The organism is Novosphingobium rhizosphaerae, from assembly GCF_050920675.1.
Classification (GTDB): Bacteria; Pseudomonadota; Alphaproteobacteria; order Sphingomonadales; family Sphingomonadaceae; genus Novosphingobium; species Novosphingobium rhizosphaerae.
Genome location: NZ_CP137861.1, coordinates 3,125,449 through 3,141,490, shown reverse-complemented (window position 1 = coordinate 3,141,490; position 16,042 = coordinate 3,125,449). Strand labels below are relative to the sequence as shown.

17 protein-coding genes are annotated in these 16,042 nt (G+C 67.5%); 11 read left to right on the top strand and 6 right to left on the bottom strand.

All coding sequences use genetic code 11. The features are described from left to right. Positions 1–51: 51 nt before the first annotated feature. From R9J51_RS14335 to R9J51_RS14325, 3 genes are all read right to left on the bottom strand, one after another. Positions 52–372: a hypothetical protein gene (locus R9J51_RS14335; protein ID WP_246865920.1), complete on the bottom strand. Its 321-nt coding sequence runs from the start codon at positions 370–372 to the stop codon at positions 52–54. Positions 373–407: 35 nt separating this feature from the next. Further along, entirely contained in the window at positions 408–845 is a 438-nt protein-coding gene (locus R9J51_RS14330; protein WP_179504836.1) for an OsmC family protein, read from the bottom strand. 77 nt (positions 846–922) lie between these two features. After that, the gene (locus R9J51_RS14325; RefSeq protein ID WP_179504835.1) at positions 923–1,621 is read right to left on the bottom strand and encodes a pirin family protein; all 699 of its coding nucleotides are present in this window, start codon (positions 1,619–1,621) and stop codon (positions 923–925) included. Between the two features lie 119 nt (positions 1,622–1,740). Between R9J51_RS14325 and R9J51_RS14320 the strand changes: the two genes are divergently transcribed. Next, a complete protein-coding gene (locus R9J51_RS14320) occupies positions 1,741–2,673 on the top strand; it encodes a LysR family transcriptional regulator (RefSeq protein WP_179504834.1) in 933 nt (310 codons plus the stop codon). On the opposite strand, the gene R9J51_RS14315 is transcribed toward R9J51_RS14320, so the two are convergent. Further along, entirely contained in the window at positions 2,652–3,497 is an 846-nt protein-coding gene (locus R9J51_RS14315; RefSeq protein ID WP_168555059.1) for a LysR substrate-binding domain-containing protein, read from the bottom strand. The genes R9J51_RS14320 and R9J51_RS14315 overlap by 22 nt on opposite strands. A 128-nt stretch (positions 3,498–3,625) precedes the next feature. Here R9J51_RS14315 and R9J51_RS14310 point away from each other — a divergent pair, with 128 nt between their 5' ends. Then, complete coding sequence (locus tag R9J51_RS14310; protein ID WP_179504833.1) at positions 3,626–4,594, top strand: bile acid:sodium symporter family protein; 969 nt, start codon at positions 3,626–3,628, stop codon at positions 4,592–4,594. Here the strand turns inward: R9J51_RS14310 and R9J51_RS14305 are convergent. Then, a complete protein-coding gene (locus R9J51_RS14305) occupies positions 4,570–5,193 on the bottom strand; it encodes a DUF1826 domain-containing protein (RefSeq protein WP_179504832.1) in 624 nt (207 codons plus the stop codon). The genes R9J51_RS14310 and R9J51_RS14305 overlap by 25 nt on opposite strands. 168 nt (positions 5,194–5,361) lie before the next feature. On the opposite strand from R9J51_RS14305, the gene R9J51_RS14300 reads away from it, so the two are divergent. The 9 genes from R9J51_RS14300 (at position 5,362) to R9J51_RS14260 (ending at position 15,318) form a co-directional block, all read left to right on the top strand. After that, positions 5,362–5,673: a hypothetical protein gene (locus tag R9J51_RS14300; RefSeq protein WP_179504831.1), complete on the top strand. Its 312-nt coding sequence runs from the start codon at positions 5,362–5,364 to the stop codon at positions 5,671–5,673. A gap of 104 nt (positions 5,674–5,777) precedes the next feature. Then, on the top strand, positions 5,778–5,867 hold the full coding sequence (gene kdpF, locus R9J51_RS14295) for a K(+)-transporting ATPase subunit F (protein WP_168555055.1): 90 nt from the start codon (positions 5,778–5,780) through the stop codon (positions 5,865–5,867). A 13-nt stretch (positions 5,868–5,880) separates the two neighbouring features. After that, positions 5,881–7,596: a potassium-transporting ATPase subunit KdpA gene (gene kdpA / locus R9J51_RS14290; protein WP_179504830.1), complete on the top strand. Its 1,716-nt coding sequence runs from the start codon at positions 5,881–5,883 to the stop codon at positions 7,594–7,596. 29 nt (positions 7,597–7,625) lie between these two features. Beyond that, on the top strand, positions 7,626–9,623 hold the full coding sequence (gene kdpB, locus R9J51_RS14285) for a potassium-transporting ATPase subunit KdpB (protein WP_179506480.1): 1,998 nt from the start codon (positions 7,626–7,628) through the stop codon (positions 9,621–9,623). A gap of 13 nt (positions 9,624–9,636) precedes the next feature. Then, a complete protein-coding gene (kdpC, locus tag R9J51_RS14280; RefSeq protein WP_179504829.1) occupies positions 9,637–10,233 on the top strand; it encodes a potassium-transporting ATPase subunit KdpC in 597 nt (198 codons plus the stop codon). Continuing rightward, positions 10,233–12,878, top strand: coding sequence for a sensor histidine kinase (locus R9J51_RS14275; RefSeq protein ID WP_179504828.1), 2,646 nt, complete (start codon positions 10,233–10,235; stop codon positions 12,876–12,878). The genes kdpC and R9J51_RS14275 overlap by 1 nt, the downstream gene beginning before the upstream one ends. Further along, complete coding sequence (locus tag R9J51_RS14270; protein ID WP_179504827.1) at positions 12,875–13,564, top strand: response regulator transcription factor; 690 nt, start codon at positions 12,875–12,877, stop codon at positions 13,562–13,564. The genes R9J51_RS14275 and R9J51_RS14270 overlap by 4 nt, the downstream gene beginning before the upstream one ends. Positions 13,565–13,627: 63 nt before the next feature. Next, entirely contained in the window at positions 13,628–14,098 is a 471-nt protein-coding gene (locus tag R9J51_RS14265) for an Lrp/AsnC family transcriptional regulator (protein WP_179504826.1), read from the top strand. A 56-nt stretch (positions 14,099–14,154) separates the two neighbouring features. Then, positions 14,155–15,318, top strand: a complete 1,164-nt coding sequence (locus R9J51_RS14260) for a pyridoxal phosphate-dependent aminotransferase (RefSeq protein WP_179504825.1) — start codon at positions 14,155–14,157, stop codon at positions 15,316–15,318. Between the two features lie 7 nt (positions 15,319–15,325). Here R9J51_RS14260 and R9J51_RS14255 read toward each other — a convergent pair whose 3' ends face one another. After that, positions 15,326–15,988: a pyridoxamine 5'-phosphate oxidase family protein gene (locus tag R9J51_RS14255; protein WP_179504824.1), complete on the bottom strand. Its 663-nt coding sequence runs from the start codon at positions 15,986–15,988 to the stop codon at positions 15,326–15,328. Positions 15,989–16,042: the final 54 nt, after the last annotated feature.

The window sequence follows — 16,042 nt, the reverse complement described above, 5'->3', positions numbered from 1 at the left end:
GCTGCCAAACGCGACCTTTTCACGCTTTTGGTGAAAAGGATTCACGCCAAGTCACGCGGCAAACCGGGCAATCGCGGCCAGTTCGGCATCATCCAGCCCGCGCTGGTGCAACTCGCCGATCAACGCGCCATCGGGGGCCTTGCCCGCACGGGTAGCGCAGGCAAACCGGCGCACTGCCTCCAGGCGCGGATCGGCCAGCGGCATCGGCGCGTTGTCACCGAACAGGCGCGTCATCCAGCGCTTCAGGCGGGTTTTCTCGTGGCTGGGCACGGCCGGGGCGCGGCAGCCGATGCTGTCGGCATCATGGGCGCCAACATGGGCGGCAAGCCAGTCCTGGCGGGAGAGGGCGGGTGAAACGGTTGCGGTCAGCATGGCAATCCCCTTGGCGAAATAGGCGTGAACGGCACTCAGGCGGCAAGCGTGGTGGTAACCGCCGAACCCTGGGTCAGCGTCTTGTGCACCGGGCAGCGGTTGGCGATCCCAAGCAGTTCGGCACGCACCGCTTGGTCGAGAGCAGGATCGAGCGTGATCGTGCGGGTGAACTGGTCGGCCGGCGCCTGGCCAGCCACGCGGGCGTGGGTCACATGCGTTTCCACCGTGCCCACGTCCCAACCCTTGCGCCCGGCATAAAAGCGCAAGGTCATCGTGGTGCAGGTCGCCAGCGCGGCGCACAGCAGGTCATAGGGCGTCGGGCCCGTGCCCAGGCCGCCTTGCGCCAGGGGCTCATCGGCCAGGATGTCGTCCTGTCCCTCGCGCCCGCCAATCGCCAGGCGGGATTGAAACGTGCCCGCGCCGGTGCTGGTGGCGGTGGCGTGGGGAAGATGCGAGGCGACGTCTTGGGTCATGGCCGGAAACCTTGTGGCGCGGCAGGCAGGGGTGGGGCGACCGCTGCGCCATGCAGCCGCCCCCGGAACGCATTGGGTCAGAGCGTGTCGACCAGCACGATTTCGCTGTCTTCAAGCGCGGTGATCGTGACCGTGTCGACATCCGCGATGGCCAGGCCGTCGCGGGCGTTGGCTTCCACGCCATTCACGGCAACCTTGCCGGTGGCGGGCACCAGATAGCCCTTGCGTTCTGCACCAAGGACATAATCGACGCTTTGCCCGGCATGGAGCGTGGCAGCCACCAGGCGCGCGTCGGTGCGGATCGGCAGGGCGTCCTTGTCTTCAGCATAGCCGCTGGCGAGCACGACCAGTTCACCGGCGCGTTCCGCCTTGGGGAACTGGCGGGCGCCCCAGCTGGGCTGTTCACCCTGGCGGGTGGGCATGATCCAGATCTGGAAGATGCGCGTGGTTTCATCTTCCAGATTGTATTCGGCGTGGGTGATCCCGGTGCCCGCGCTCATCACCTGGACGTCACCAGCGGCGGTGCGGCCCTGGTTGCCCAGGTTGTCGCGGTGGGTGATGGCCCCTTCACGCACATACGTGATGATTTCCATGTCGCGGTGGGGGTGGGGCGGGAAGCCGCTCTTGGCCGCGATGGTATCGTCGTTCCACACGCGCAGGTTGCCCCACGCCATCCGCGCCGGGTTGTAATAGTCGGCGAACGAGAAGTGGTGGGCGGCGTCCAGCCAACCGTGGTTGGCGCGGCCAATGCCGGAAAAGGGGCGAAGTTCGATCATGGCGTATCTCCGTCTGGCTGGCGGCGATCAGGGCCGTTCAGCTGTTGGGGCCAATCTAGGCATTCCCGCTTGCAAAGAAATGGCAATGATGGAAAACCATCGGTGAAGGAATTTGCATAATGTCTCTGCCGGATCTGGAAGCCTGGGCTATTTTCGCCAAAGTCGTGGATACCGGCTCGTTCGCTGCCGCGGCCGACGCTCTCGGCCTGTCGAAGCCCACCGTGTCCAAGGCGGTGACCCGGTTGGAGGCGCGGTTGGGCGTGCCCCTGCTGCATCGCACCAGCCGCCGCCTGGCGCTCACGGAAAGCGGGCGTGGCGTGCTCGACCGGGCGCGGCGCATCCTTTCGGATGGCGAGGCGGCAGAGGCGCAGGCCGGTGCGGAAGGCGACGTGCCGCGCGGCCTGGTGCGCCTCGCCGTGCCGATGGGCTTCGGCTTGCGCCACGTTGCCCCGCTGCTGCCCGAATTCCTTGCTGCTTATCCCCATGTCGGGCTCGATCTCGATCTGTCGGATGCGCGGGTCGATGTGGTGGGCGGCGGGCACGATGTGGTGCTGCGCATTGCCGGGCTGGATGATAGCTCGCTGCGTGCGCGCCGGCTTTGCGCGGTGCGCCGGCCATTGGTGGCCGCGCCAGCCTATCTTGCAACGCATGGTACGCCCTCGCATCCGCGCGATCTCTCGCACCATGCCGGGCTGCTCTATACCAATCTCGATTCCCCCGAAGCCTGGCGCTTTCACCACGCGGTGGAAGGCGATTACGTCGTCACCGTGAAGGGGCGCCTGGGCGCCAACAATGCCGACGCGCTGGCCCCGGCGCTACTGGCCGGGCAGGGCGTCGCGTTGCAACCCGACTTCATGGTGTGGGAAGATCTTGCCGCTGGCCGCCTGGTGGAAGTGATGTCAGAGTGGCGCGTGCCCGATATCGCGCTGCATCTGGTCACGCCGCCCGGTGCGCAGCGGCCGGCACGGGTGCGGGTGCTGATCGATTTCCTCGCCAGGCACTTGTCACGCCCGCCATGGTCGCTTGCTGGTCAGGTCGGTGCGGCCCAATGAAGAATGGCGGCGGTCAGCGCTTCGGCCGCCAGGTTGTGCCCGCCCGGTCCGATCACGGCAAATTCGATGGCCGGCAATTCGGGCAGTGCGCCATGCGGCCGCAACGGCGCCAGGCCCTGCGGCACCAGGCGCAGCGAATGCGGCATCACGCCCAGCCCGGCGCGGGCCGCTGCCGTCAATCCACTCAGGCCCCCGCTGGTGAAAGCCACGCGCCATGGCACGCGCGCACGGTCCAACGTATCGAGCGCCAGGGCCCGCGTCACGCTGGGCGGGGGATAGAGCAGCAGCGGCACCGCCTCGACCGGGTCGTGGCGGAACTCCGGCGCCGCAACCCAGCCCACGGTTTCGCGCCAGGCCGTCACACCGCGCCGCTCGCCGGGGCGTTTCTTGACAAAGATGATATCCAGCCCACCCGCGTCGAACTGCTCGTAGAGCGTTTCACTCAGCGCCACGGTCAGGGCCAGGTCGACATCGGGATGGCGCCGCGCGAATTGCGCCAGAACGTCCGGCAGGGCCGACAGCACGAAATCCTCGCACGCGCCAAAACGCAGTTGCCCGCGAAGCCGCAGCCCGGAAAGGTGGGCATCCATCCGGCCATGGGCATCGAGCACGCGACGTGCATGGTCAAGAAACGCTTCGCCTTCGGCCGACAGCGCCACCCGGTGCGTGTCGCGCGCCAGCAGGCGCCGCCCGGCCAGGTCTTCCAGCCGGCGGATTTGCTGGCTGACAGTCGATTGCCGGGTGCCGAGCACCCGCGCCGCGCCGGTGAAACTGCCGCATTCGGCCACGGTAACGAATGCGCGCAAAAGGTCGGGGCCGATCATCGCGCGATCATGCCACAGTCGCGTCTGCCATCAAGAGTGTGAATGACTGTTATCGCCATGATCATGATTGTGCATGGATGCTTTGCCGCTTACCTGCGGCAACATCTGTTTTTCGCAAGGACCACGCCATGGGCAAGCTGCGCACGCTGATCGATCCCTATCTGCTGCTGCTGATCGGCACGATCGGGATTGCCGCCTTGTTCCCGGCGCATGGGCGCGGCGTGGCGGTTGCCGATGTGGCGGTCACGGCGGCCGTGGCGCTGCTGTTCTTCCTTTACGGCGCGCGCCTGGCGCCGCAGGCGGTGTGGCAGGGCCTGTCGCACTGGCGCTTGCAGGCGCTGGTCTTTGCCAGCACGTTCGTGCTGTTTCCGCTGATCGGGCTGGGCGTCGTCCACCTCATCGGTGGGTTGGTGGCGCCCGATATCGCGGTCGGCCTGCTGTTCCTGTGCGTCCTGCCCTCGACCGTGCAATCCTCGATCGCGTTCACCTCGATCGCGCGGGGCAATGTCCCCGCGGCACTGTGCAGTGCCTCGCTGTCCAATCTCGTGGGCGTGGCGCTCACCCCGATCCTCACCGCGCTCTTGCTGCCCACGTCGGCCAGCGGCGGCTTTTCGGCCCATTCGCTCGAAGCGATCGGCATGCAGATCCTGCTGCCGTTCGTGGCGGGCCAGATCGCGCGGCCGTTCATCGGTGATTGGCTCGGCCGCTACAAGAAGATCGTCGGCTATGTCGATCGCGGTTCGATCCTGCTGGTCGTCTACGCCGCATTCAGCGCCGGCATGGTGGCAGGGGTTTGGACGCGCCTTGCCCCGGCAGACCTGCTGATCGTCTTGCTGCTCAACCTGCTGATCCTGGCGCTGGTGATCGTGGTGACCACGCTGGCCAGCCGCAAGCTGGGCTTTTCCACCGCCGATGAAATCACCATCGTGTTCTGCGGATCGAAAAAGAGCATGGCCAGCGGCATTCCCATGGCCACGATCCTGTTCGCTGGCCACGCCGTCAGCCTGATCGTGCTGCCACTGATGCTGTTTCACCAGGCCCAGCTTTTCGTCTGCGCCACGCTGGCGCGGCGTTATGCCGCCCGGCCGCAGGACTGATCGCCCGCGGCATCCGCCCAGGGATCGAGCACCAGCAGCAGCCGTCGCTGCCCGGTCCCGGCGATCGGAGGCGAGCGGTGGAATACGGCCGGTTCCGCCACCGCCAGCCGCCCCTTGAACAGGCCGACCTGGCCCGGCTGCATTTCCCGCACCGGGCCTTCGGGGCCCTCGTTGGCCATGATCCACTGCGTACCGGGACCGACCAAGGGCATTAGCAGGCGCACGCTGACATAGTCCATGTGGAAGCGGCGGCAGGCGTCGGTTTCCACTACGTCAAGCCGCAGGCGCAAGCGCGGGCTGTCCGTCAGGGCCGCAAACCGGCGCATCTGGCGGGCGATTTCCACCGCAAGGGCCACAGTCCCCGGCAGCGCAGCAAAACCCGCTTCGCGCAAGCGTTCGCCCAGATCCTGCGCACGGAAAGGGGCATCGATCCAGCAATCGATATCGTCAAGCGCCGCCAGATCGACTTCGTCTAGCCAGTTCAAGGCCATCGGCCTGGCGCGTTGCCACAGGGCGAGTTGTACCGCGCTATGGTGAATTTGCGCCAGCACGGCTTCGCACGGTGCGCAAGCGATTGCTGGGTGATGGGGTAGTGGCATGGCTGCTCGCGATAATGTTATGAGATACCATATCATTCTCGATCGCACGCGCCAGGTCAAGTCCACGGGGAACTTTACGCAATCCTTATGCCATGGCCCCACCCCGCCGTGGAACCTTAACGGCCGCATCCCCCACATCGGCACCATCACACAGCCAAGGAGCTGATCATGGAGATTCGAGGTTTGCAGCGGCGATCAAAGGGCGGTCGCGGGCGCGATTGGGGCCTGCGCCTGGCCGGTCTTGCCGCGCTTGCCACCGTGCCCTTGCTGGCACAGGGCCTGCGCCACGTGGAACTGGCCGAACATGGCCACCCCGGCCCGCTGGCCTTGCTGGTGGCGCTGCTGATGGTGCTGGCGCTGTGGGCCGGCTTTGGCCTGGGCCTGGGTGGGGCAGGGCTGTTCCGCCTGCAGCCGCTGCCGCCGCGCGCCTGGCTGCCGGTGTCGCGCAAGGCCATGTCGCGCAAGGATTCAGCACAATGACCGATCTTGTCTGGCTGGCGGTGCTCGCCGGCCTGTTTGGCATCACGCTGGCCGCCATCGCGCTTTGCGCCAAGGCCTGAGCCACCGGCCCGAGGAACCATCCGATGACCATTTCCGAAACGCTCGCCGCGCTGGTCGCGGCGGGCCTGCTTGTCTATCTCGTGGCCGTGCTCTTGCGGCCCGAGCGTTTTTGACGGGGGCCATGCCATGACATCTGCCACCCTTTTGTCGGGCTGGGGCCTGATCCTGGTTTTTACCGCACTGGTCGCGCTCATCGCCAAGCCGTTCGGCTTGTGGCTTTTCGCCGTTTACGAAGGCCGTCGCACGCCGCTGCATGTGGTGCTCGGCCCGGTAGAGCGCAGCTTTTATCGCCTTTCCGGCATCAATCCCGAACAGGAGCAGGACTGGCGCCAGTATGCGCTGCACCTGATGCTGTTCCAGGTCGTTACGGTGATCTTCACTTATGCGGTCCTGCGCCTGCAGGGCGTGCTGCCGATGAACCCGCGTGGGCTCGCCGGCCTTTCGCCCGATGGCGCGATGAACACCGCGATTGCCTTCGTCACCAACACCAACTGGCAGTGGTATGCCGGCGAAGTGGTGCTGTCGAACCTGTCGCAGATGGTCGGCCTCACCATTCACAACTTCCTGTCGGCCGCCACCGGCATTGCTGTCGCCTTCGCGCTGTTCCGCGGCTTTGCCCGCGCGCAAACGCGCAACTTGGGCAATTTCTGGGCCGATCTCACCCGCGTCACGCTCTATGTGCTGTTGCCGGCCTGCGTGGTCTATGCCCTGTTCCTGGTGGCGAGCGGCGTGCCGCAGACTTTTGCCAGTCTGGTGGACGCGCACACGCTGGAAGGCGCGCACCAGGCCATCGTGGTCGGCCCTGTCGCTTCGCAGGAAGCGATCAAGATGCTCGGCACCAACGGTGGCGGGTTCTACAATGCCAACTCCGCCCATCCGTTCGAAAACCCGACGGCGCTGGTCGATTTCGTGCAAATGCTGTCGATCTTCGCGCTGGGCGCCGGGCTGACCTACACGTTCGGCAAGGCCGTGGGCAACACGCGCCAGGGCTGGGCGATCCTGTGGGCCATGCTCGCGCTGTTCGTGGCGGGCGCTTCCATTGTCTGGTGGCGTGAAGCCGCCGGCAACCCGATGCTGCACCAGCTCGGCGTGATGGGTCCCAACATGGAAGGCAAGGAAGTGCGGTTTGGCGCGGCAGCCAGCGCGCTGTTCGCCGCCGTGACCACCGCCGCATCGTGCGGGGCGGTCAATGCCATGCATGACAGCTTCACCGCGCTGGGCGGCATGATCCCGCTGTTCAACATGCAGCTTGGCGAAATCGTCATCGGCGGTGTCGGCTCGGGCATCTATGGCTTCCTGCTCTTTGCCGTGCTGGCCGTGTTCCTCGCCGGCCTGATGGTGGGCCGCACTCCGGAATATGTCGGCAAGAAGATCGAGGCACGCGAAGTCAAGCTGGCGGTGCTGGCCATCGTCATCCTGCCGCTGTGCATCCTGGGGCTGACGGCCGTGGCCGTGGTCCTGCCGGCCGGCCTTGCCGGGCCGCTGGCCAAGGGGCCGCATGGCTTTTCCGAAATCCTCTATGCCTTCACCTCGGCCACGGCCAACAACGGTTCCGCCTTTGCCGGGCTCACCGCCGGCACGCCGTTCTACAACGGGTTGCTGGGCGTGGCGATGTGGCTGGGCCGGTTCCTGGTCATCGTGCCGGTGCTGGCCATTGCCGGCAGCCTGGCGGCGCGCAAGCACACGCCCGCTGGCCCCGGTTCCTTCCCCACCACGGGTGGGCTGTGGATCGGCCTGCTGATCGCCACGATCCTGATCGTGGGCGGCCTTACGTTCCTGCCTTCGCTCGCGCTTGGCCCGGTGGCCGATCATCTCACCGGCGCTGCCGGCCTGCTTTACTGAGGATACCTGACGTGTCCCAACCAACCTCGATGTTTTCGGCCCAACTGGTCGTTCCTGCGCTGGGCGGCGCGCTGCGCAAGCTGCATCCCGCCCAGCTCGTCCGCAACCCTGTGCTGTTCACCACGGCGGTGGTCGCGCTGCTGCTCACCGTGCTGCTCTTCGTGGGCAACACCGGTCTGTCGCTGGGCTTCCAGCTTCAGCTCATCGTGTGGCTGTGGCTCACCGTGCTGTTCGGCACCTTTGCCGAAAGCCTGGCCGAAGGGCGCGGCCGCGCCCAGGCCGCCTCGCTGCGCGCCACCCGGTCTGACCTTGTCGCCCGCCTGCCCGATGGTCGCCAGGTTTCGGCCGCCACGCTGCAGAAAGGCGCGCTGGTCATGGTCGCGGCGGGTGAACTGATCCCGGCCGATGGCGAAGTGATCGCGGGCGTTGCCTCGGTCAACGAAGCGGCCATCACCGGCGAAAGCGCGCCGGTGATCCGCGAGGCGGGCGGCGACCGCAGCGCCGTCACCGCCGGCACCCGCGTGCTCTCTGACGAGATCACCGTGCGGGTGACCCAGGAACCGGGGCAGGGCTTTCTCGATCGCATGATCGCGCTGGTCGAAGGCGCGCAGCGCCAGAAGACGCCCAATGAGATCGCGCTGACCATCCTGCTCGTAGGCCTGACGATCATCTTCCTGATCGCGGTATCCACCATCCCTGCCTTTGCCCGCTATGCCGGGGGGCAGATCCCCGTGGCCGTGCTGGCGGCGCTGCTGATCACGCTGATCCCGACCACCATTGCCGCGCTGCTTTCGGCTATCGGCATTGCCGGGATGGACCGCCTGGTCCAGTTCAACGTGCTGGCCAAATCCGGCCGCGCGGTGGAAGCGGGGGGCGACATCGACGTGCTGCTGCTCGACAAGACCGGCACGATCACCGTGGGCGATCGCCAGGCCAGCCAGTTCCTGCCGCTGACGGGCATTGCCCCGGCCACCCTGGCCCGCGCCGCGCTCACCGCCAGCCTGGCCGACGAAACGCCCGAAGGCCGCTCCATCGTCCGCCTGGCGCATGAAGCCCATGGCCTTGAAGCCCCCGAAGTGCCCCAGGGCGCGCAAGTCATCCCGTTCACCGCGCAGACCCGCATCTCGGGCCTCGATAATGCCGGGCACGTGGTGACCAAGGGCGCGGTCGATGCCATCCTGCGCAGCGTGCCCGATGCGGCCCCTGGCGAGGGCGCCGCGCAGCTGCGCCGCATTGCCGAAGACGTCGCACGCCAGGGGCAAACCCCGCTGGCCGTCGCTGAAAACGGCACGCTGCTGGGCATCGTTGCGCTCAAGGACGTGATCAAGGCCGGCATCCGCGAACGCTTTGCCGAACTGCGCCAGATGGGCATCCGCACCGTGATGATCACGGGGGACAATCCGCTGACCGCCGCCGCGATTGCCGCCGAATCCGGGGTGGACGATTTCCTGGCCGAAGCGACGCCTGAGGACAAGCTCGCACTGATCCGCCGCGAGCAGCAGGGCGGCCGCCTGGTGGCCATGTGCGGCGATGGCACCAACGATGCGCCTGCGCTGGCCCAGGCCGACGTTGGCGTGGCGATGAACACCGGCACCCAGGCCGCGCGCGAGGCCGGCAACATGGTGGACCTGGACAGCGACCCGACCAAGCTGATCGAGATCGTGGGCCTGGGCAAGCAGTTGCTGATGACGCGCGGCGCGCTCACCACGTTCTCGGTGGCGAACGACGTGGCCAAGTACTTCGCGATTATCCCGGCGATGTTCCTGGTGCTCTATCCGCAACTTTCGGTGCTCAACGTGATGCACCTGGCCACCCCGCAAAGCGCGATCCTCTCGGCGATCATGTTCAACGCCCTGATCATTCCCGCGCTCGTGCCACTGGCGCTCAAGGGTGTCCGCTATCGCCCGGTGGGGGCAGGGGCATTGCTCGCGCGCAACCTGGCGATCTTCGGCGTCGGCGGCCTGATCGCCCCGTTCGCCGGGATCAAGGCGATCGATCTGCTCGTCGCCGCGCTGCATCTGGCCTGAAGGAATTTCCGTCATGAATAGGGATCTTGTTGCTGCTTTGCGCCCGTCGCTGGTGATGACGGGGCTGTTCGCCGGCCTGCTGGGCCTGGCCTATCCCGCTGCGATCACCGGCGTCGCCCAGGTCGCCTTTCCCTGGGCCGCCAATGGCAGCCTGGTGACCGATCACGGCCAGGTCATCGGTTCCGACCTGATCGGCCAGGCCTTTGCCAGGCCGCGCTATTTCCACGGGCGCCCGTCGGCGGCTGGCAGTAGTTACGATGCCTCTGCCTCGGCCGGCTCCAACCTCGCGCCCTCGTCTCAAGCTCTGCACGATCGCGTGGCGGCCGCGACAAAGGATCTTGCCGCCACTTCACCAGGCTCTCCCGTTCCGCCTGACCTGGTGACCACCTCCGCCTCGGGGCTCGATCCCCATATTAGCCCCGAGGCGGCCTTTTTCCAGGTGAGCCGCGTGGCCAGCGCGCGCGGGCTTTCGCCCGAGACTGTAAGGGCTCTGGTCGCAGCGCACGTGGAACAGCCGCTGCTGGGCCTGCTAGGTGAGCCGCGCGTCAATGTGCTGCGGCTCAATCGGGCACTGGACGAAGCCACGGTGGCGCGCGCACAAGGGCATTGATGACGCCTGCTCGCCCCGATCCCGATGCCCTGTTACGCCTGGCGGAACAGGAGCGGTCCGGCCGCCTCAAGGTTTTCCTTGGGGCGGCTCCGGGCGTTGGCAAGACCTGCGAAATGCTCGACGATGCGCTGGGCCAGGCGCGCGCCGGGGTGGACGTGGTGGTGGGCGTGGTCGAAACCCACGGCCGCGTCGAAACCGAGGCTCGCTTGCGCCCCTTGCCGGTGCTGCCGCGCAAGGAAGTGGCCCATCGCGGCCACACCCTGCTGGAAATGGATATCGATGCCATTCTGGAGCGGCGGCCTGCGCTGGTGCTGGTGGACGAACTCGCCCACGCCAATGCACCCGGCAGCCGGCATGACAAGCGCTGGCAGGACGTGGAGGAGATCCTCGCCGCCGGGATCGACGTGTGGTCCACGCTCAATATCCAGCATCTCGAAAGCCTCAACGATGTCGTTGCCTCGTTCACCCATGTGCGCGTGCGCGAAACCGTGCCCGACCGGCTGCTCGACCGGGCCGAGATCGAGGTCGTCGATACCCCGCCCGATGAACTGATCGAGCGCCTGCGCGCCGGTAAAGTCTATGTGCCGCAGGAAGCGGCGCGCGCGCTGCACCACTTCTTCTCGCGCTCCAACCTTTCGGCCTTGCGCGAACTGGTGCTACGCCGCGCGGCGCAGGCGGTCGATGCGCAGATGCTCGATGCCGTGCGGGCGCAGGCGCTGGCCGGCACCTGGGCTACGGCCGATCGCGTGCTGGTGGCTGTGGGCAGCCACGATGCCGCCAGCGACGTGGTGCGTGCCGGCCGCCGCCTGGCCGATGCCCTGCGCGCGCCGTGGACGGCCGTGCATATCGAAACGCCAGGCGAACGTGGCGCCCAGGCCAACGCGCGCCTGGCCGAAGCCATGCATCTTGCCACCCAGCTTGGTGGGCAAGTGCTGGCCATGCCGGCTTCCGGCGTGGTCGATGGCCTGGCCCAGGCGGCAGCCGACACGCGTGCCACGCTGCTGGTGGTGGGCGCGCCACGCCCGCGCCGCTTTGCCTGGCAGCGCCGGCTGACGGTCGACACCCTGGCCCGGCGCTTGCCCGATCTGGCCTTGCAACAAGTGCCGGTGGTGCATCGCGCGGTCCCGGCCCGTTTGCCCGCCCCCGTGCCGGACTGGCGGCGGTTGGCGGTGGGACTGGTGCCCGCGCTGGGCGCCACGGCGCTCGTTACCGCGCTGGGCCGCCTGCTGTTTGCCGCGGCGCCGATCACCAACGTGGCGCTGCTCTATTTCCTGCCGGTCATGCTGGCGGCCACGCGCTATGGCCTGGCCACCGGGGTGCTGACGGGCCTTGCCGCCTCGCTCGCCTACAATTTCTTTTTCATCCCGCCTACCGGCACGTTCACGATCGAAGATCCGCAGAACATCATCACCGTGCTGGTCCTGGTGGCCGTTGCGGCGGTCAGCAGCCAGTTGGCGGCGCGCCTGCGCCAGCAAGCGCTGCTAGCCGGCGCCAGCGCGCGCACCAGCGCGGCGCTTGCCGGCTTTGCCCGGCTGCTCACGGGCGTGACCACGGCCGAGGAACTGGGCCGCGTGCTCTGCGCCGAGGCCGCGCGCCTGCTCGATGCCCACGCCGTGCTGCTGCTGCCGACGGACGGCAAGCTGGTCGTCGCCGCCGCCTTTCCCCCGCAAGACCGGCTCGAAGTGCTGGACATGGCCGCCGCGCAATGGGCGTTCGATCGTGCGCAGCCGGCGGGCCGCGGATCGGGCACGCTCACCGCGTCGGAATGGCTGTTCACCCCGCTCGCCGCTGGCGGTGCGCCGCTCGCGGTGCTCGGCCTGGCGCGCGGTGATGCCGCCGCCCCGGTGCGCAGCGACCGCTTGCCGCTGCTGGGCAGCCTGGTCGACCAGGTCGGCCTCGCGCTCGAACGCATTCGCCTGGAGCACGACATGGCCGGCGTGCGCCAGTTGGAAGAGCGCGACCGGCTGCGCGCCGCGCTGCTGTCTTCGATCAGCCACGATCTGCGCACGCCGTTGACGGCCGTGGTCGGCACGCTGCGCGAACTGGTGCCCGCCAATGAAGACCAGGTGCCGATCCTGGCCACCGCGCGGGCCGAGGCCGACCGCCTGCAACGCTTCATCGCCAACCTGCTCGACATGGTGCGGATCGAGGCTGGCGCGATCGCCCTGCGAACCGAAGCGGTGGACCTGGCCGAGGCGGTGGCCAGCGCCGTCCACGATCTGCGCCGCACCCTGGGCACCCGCGCGGTGACCATGGACATTGCGCCCGATCTGCCGCTGGTGATGGTCGATCCGCGCTTGTTCCACCACTGCCTGATCAATCTGATCGAAAACGCGGCGCGCCATGGTGGCGAAGAAGGCGCGATCACCCTTGCGGCCCAGCGCCGCGCCGACGGCCTCGATCTGCGCGTGCTGGACGAAGGGCCGGGCCTGCCGCCCGGCATGGCAGTTCGCATATTCGAACTTTTCACAAGGGTGGAAGGCTCGGATCGCAAGGGTGGAACGGGCCTTGGCCTCGCCATCGTCAAGGGGTTTGCGCGGGCGATGGGCCTGGATGTCAGCGCCGCCAATCGCGGCGATCGCGCCGGCGCCTGCTTCACGGTGCATTTCAGCGAACATCACTTGCGAAAGATCAGTCCCGAATGACCAGCTTTGCCACCCGCGTCCTGGTGGTGGACGATGAACCCGCCATCCGCCGCCTGCTGCGCGGCAGCCTGGCCCGCGCCGGGCACGAGGTTATCGAGGCAGGAGACGCCCGCGCGGCGCTGGCCGCCCTGGCGATCGACAAGCCCGACCTCGTGCTGCTCGACCTTGGCCTGCCCGATCGCGACGGGCTGGAGCTGATCCCGTTGGTCAAGGCGGCGGGGGCGGCCTTGCTGGTCGTTTCGGCGCGCGACGCGACCGATGAGAAAGTTGCCGCGCTCGATCTGGGCGCGGACGATTATGTGACCAAGCCGTTCGACACCGAGGAAGTCCATGCCCGCATCCGCGTGGCGCTGCGCAGCCGGCTCAGCCGCGTGGCTGAGGAACCGGTGGTGCAGGTGGGGCCGATCACGGTGGACCTTGCGGCCCGGCGCGTGCTGCGCGATGGCGCAGAAGTGCACCTCACGCCCAAGGAATACGGCTTTCTCGCGCAGCTTTGCCGCCATCCGGGGCGCGTTGTCTCGCACGCAGCGCTGCTGCGCGCGGTGTGGGGCGCGGGGCATGAACACGATGTGGAATACTTGCGCGTGGCGGTGCGCGGGGTGCGGCGCAAGCTGGAAGAGGGCGACGTTGAAAGCAGCATGATCCGCAACGAACCCGGTGTTGGCTACCGGCTCGTCACGGGCTGATCGGCGCTGTCGTCTTGCACTGGTAAGATAGATCGCGCATCCAGCGTGCAGGAGAACCGCCCGATGCTCAATTCTCGCGATCTTGCCATTCTCGATATGCTGCAACGCGACAGTGATACGCCGTTGGCCGAAGTCGGCACGCGCGTGCACCTTTCGCCCTCGGCCTGCTCGCGGCGCATCGCCCACCTGCGCGAGGCCGGCTATATCAAGCGCAACGTGGCGGTGATCGATCGTGCCAAGGTCGGCCTGCCGACCACGGTGTTCGTCACGGTCAGCGCACGCACGCATAGCGCGGCTTGGACCGAGCAGTTCCGCCAGGCCGTGGCCCACATTCCCGAAGTGATGGAAGTCTATCGCCTCACCGGAAGCATCGACTACCTGCTGCGCATTGTGCTGCCCAGCGTGGACGACTATGACCGCGTCTACAAGGCGCTGGTGGCGCGGATCGAGATGAACGTGGTCTGCGCCTCCATCGTGATGGAAACGGTCAAGTCTGCCGAAAGCCTGCCGTTGCATCAGGCGCCGCGGGCTTGACCAGGCGCACGCGCCACGACACGCTGGCCCCCTCATAGCCAAGGACACCAGGCGCCATGATCGAACCTTCCGCTGGCCTCCCGCTCGATCGGCGGCGCATGTTCCAGTTGGCCGCCGTTTTGGGCGGTGGCCTTGCCCTGGGCGAACGCGCATTCGCCGCGCAAGGCAGCCCCATGCCGGCCGCGTCGGCGGCGCCCAGCCTGAAAGTGCCGCCGGGCACGATCCGCCTCAATGGCAACGAATATTGGGAAGGGCCGGTGGACGATGGGCTGGATGCCGCCCGTGCTGCCGTTGCCCGGAGCAACTATTACGATCCGGCCGGCGAGCGTGACGCGCTGATCGAGACGGTTTCGACGATGGAGCGCGTGGGCGCCGATCATGTGGTGCCCTGGGCCGGATCGGGCAGCCCGCTGGCGCGCGCCGTGGTTGGCTTTTGCGGGCCGGAACGTGGGCTGGTTACCGCTGATCCGACGTTCGAAGTGGCGTGGATGGTGGCGGCCTATGTCGGCGCGCCGGTGGCCAAGGTGCCGCTGCGCAGCCCGGACCAGGCGCACGATGTGCGCGCGATGCTGGCCGCCAATCCGCGTGCCGGGCTTTACTATGTCTGCAATCCCAACAATCCCACCGGCTCGTTGACACCGATGGAAGACATCGCCTGGCTGGTGGAAAACAAGCCCAAGGATGCGGTGGTCCTGCTGGACGAAGCCTACCTGCATTTTTCCCACGCCGCATCGGGCATGGACCTGGTGCGCAACGGGCGTGACGTGGTGATCCTGCGCACGTTCTCGAAAATCTTCGGCATGGCGGGCATGCGCATGGGCCTGTCGATCGCGCGGCCCGATCTGCAGGCCAGGCTGATGCAATACGATGGCGTGATCCAGACCCTGCAACTGCCGGTGCCCGCCTTGGCCTGTGCCAGTGCGAGCCTGCGGCGCATGGACCAGATCACCAACCGGCGCGAACAGACCACGCAGACGCGCGAAAAGACGGCGGCCTTCCTTACCCAGCGTGGCCTGGCCGTGCTGCCCAGCGCGGCCAACATGCTGATGGTCGATTGGGGCAAGCCGGCCGCGCCGATCAAGGCGGCGATGGAAGCAAAAGGGATCGCCATCGGCCGGTCCTGGCCGATCTGGCCGACCCGGTCGCGCATTACCATCGGCTCCCCCCAGGAGATGGAACGCTTTTGCGCCAGCGTCGAGCGCGTGCTGGCGCAAGCGTGAACCAAGCCTAGCGCAGCCGGCCCGATGCCACCAGGGCCGCCAGGTCTGCCGGCAGCGGCAGCGTGGCCGGGCTGTCGGGCGCCGGTTCGGCCGGGCCCAGCGTGGTGCGCATGGGCAGCACCCCGGCCCAGACCGGATAGTCGGCTTCCTCGGGATCACCGGGCGGGCCGGCGCGATCCTTCACGCTCGCTTCTTCGATATCCATCCACACCACGGTCGATGCCTTGGCCTCTTGTGCCGTCATCGGCCGCAGGCTGTCCCACCGGCCGGGGAACAGGGTGTCGACCATGGCGCGCAGGGCCGCGGCACTTTCCTGTGGATCGGTGATGCGCTGCGCCCGGCCGAACACCATGGCACTGCGATAGTTGACCGAATGGTTGTAGGCCGACCGCGCCAGGACATAGCCATCCATCAGGCTGACGGTCAGGCACACGCGCTGGCCGTCGATCTTGCGCAGGAAGCGGCTCGCCGATGATCCGTGCCAGAACACGCGGTTGCCCTCACGCCAATGGATCGTGGGCGTCACATAGGGTTCGCCATCGATCACATAGCCGACATGGCACAGCGGCGCGGCATCGAGCACGGCATGGACATCACCCCAGGCATGGCTGGCACGATCGTGCATGCGCCGCACGCGGCTGCGTTCGGTTACGGGGAATTCCTGGGTCATCGCTTGGCTCTCTTTCCACGGGGCACAAGTCCAATGCCGCAGAAGTGGATTGCC

Coding starts and splice junctions, on each gene's coding strand:
- R9J51_RS14335 (WP_246865920.1), bottom strand. CDS start 372: ATGCTGACCGCAACCGTTTCACCCGCCCTCTCCCGCCAGGACTGGCTT.
- R9J51_RS14330 (WP_179504836.1), bottom strand. CDS start 845: ATGACCCAAGACGTCGCCTCGCATCTTCCCCACGCCACCGCCACCAGC.
- R9J51_RS14325 (WP_179504835.1), bottom strand. CDS start 1,621: ATGATCGAACTTCGCCCCTTTTCCGGCATTGGCCGCGCCAACCACGGT.
- R9J51_RS14320 (WP_179504834.1), top strand. CDS start 1,741: ATGTCTCTGCCGGATCTGGAAGCCTGGGCTATTTTCGCCAAAGTCGTG.
- R9J51_RS14315 (WP_168555059.1), bottom strand. CDS start 3,497: ATGATCGGCCCCGACCTTTTGCGCGCATTCGTTACCGTGGCCGAATGC.
- R9J51_RS14310 (WP_179504833.1), top strand. CDS start 3,626: ATGGGCAAGCTGCGCACGCTGATCGATCCCTATCTGCTGCTGCTGATC.
- R9J51_RS14305 (WP_179504832.1), bottom strand. CDS start 5,193: ATGCCACTACCCCATCACCCAGCAATCGCTTGCGCACCGTGCGAAGCC.
- R9J51_RS14300 (WP_179504831.1), top strand. CDS start 5,362: ATGGAGATTCGAGGTTTGCAGCGGCGATCAAAGGGCGGTCGCGGGCGC.
- kdpF (WP_168555055.1), top strand. CDS start 5,778: ATGACCATTTCCGAAACGCTCGCCGCGCTGGTCGCGGCGGGCCTGCTT.
- kdpA (WP_179504830.1), top strand. CDS start 5,881: ATGACATCTGCCACCCTTTTGTCGGGCTGGGGCCTGATCCTGGTTTTT.
- kdpB (WP_179506480.1), top strand. CDS start 7,626: ATGTTTTCGGCCCAACTGGTCGTTCCTGCGCTGGGCGGCGCGCTGCGC.
- kdpC (WP_179504829.1), top strand. CDS start 9,637: ATGAATAGGGATCTTGTTGCTGCTTTGCGCCCGTCGCTGGTGATGACG.
- R9J51_RS14275 (WP_179504828.1), top strand. CDS start 10,233: ATGACGCCTGCTCGCCCCGATCCCGATGCCCTGTTACGCCTGGCGGAA.
- R9J51_RS14270 (WP_179504827.1), top strand. CDS start 12,875: ATGACCAGCTTTGCCACCCGCGTCCTGGTGGTGGACGATGAACCCGCC.
- R9J51_RS14265 (WP_179504826.1), top strand. CDS start 13,628: ATGCTCAATTCTCGCGATCTTGCCATTCTCGATATGCTGCAACGCGAC.
- R9J51_RS14260 (WP_179504825.1), top strand. CDS start 14,155: ATGATCGAACCTTCCGCTGGCCTCCCGCTCGATCGGCGGCGCATGTTC.
- R9J51_RS14255 (WP_179504824.1), bottom strand. CDS start 15,988: ATGACCCAGGAATTCCCCGTAACCGAACGCAGCCGCGTGCGGCGCATG.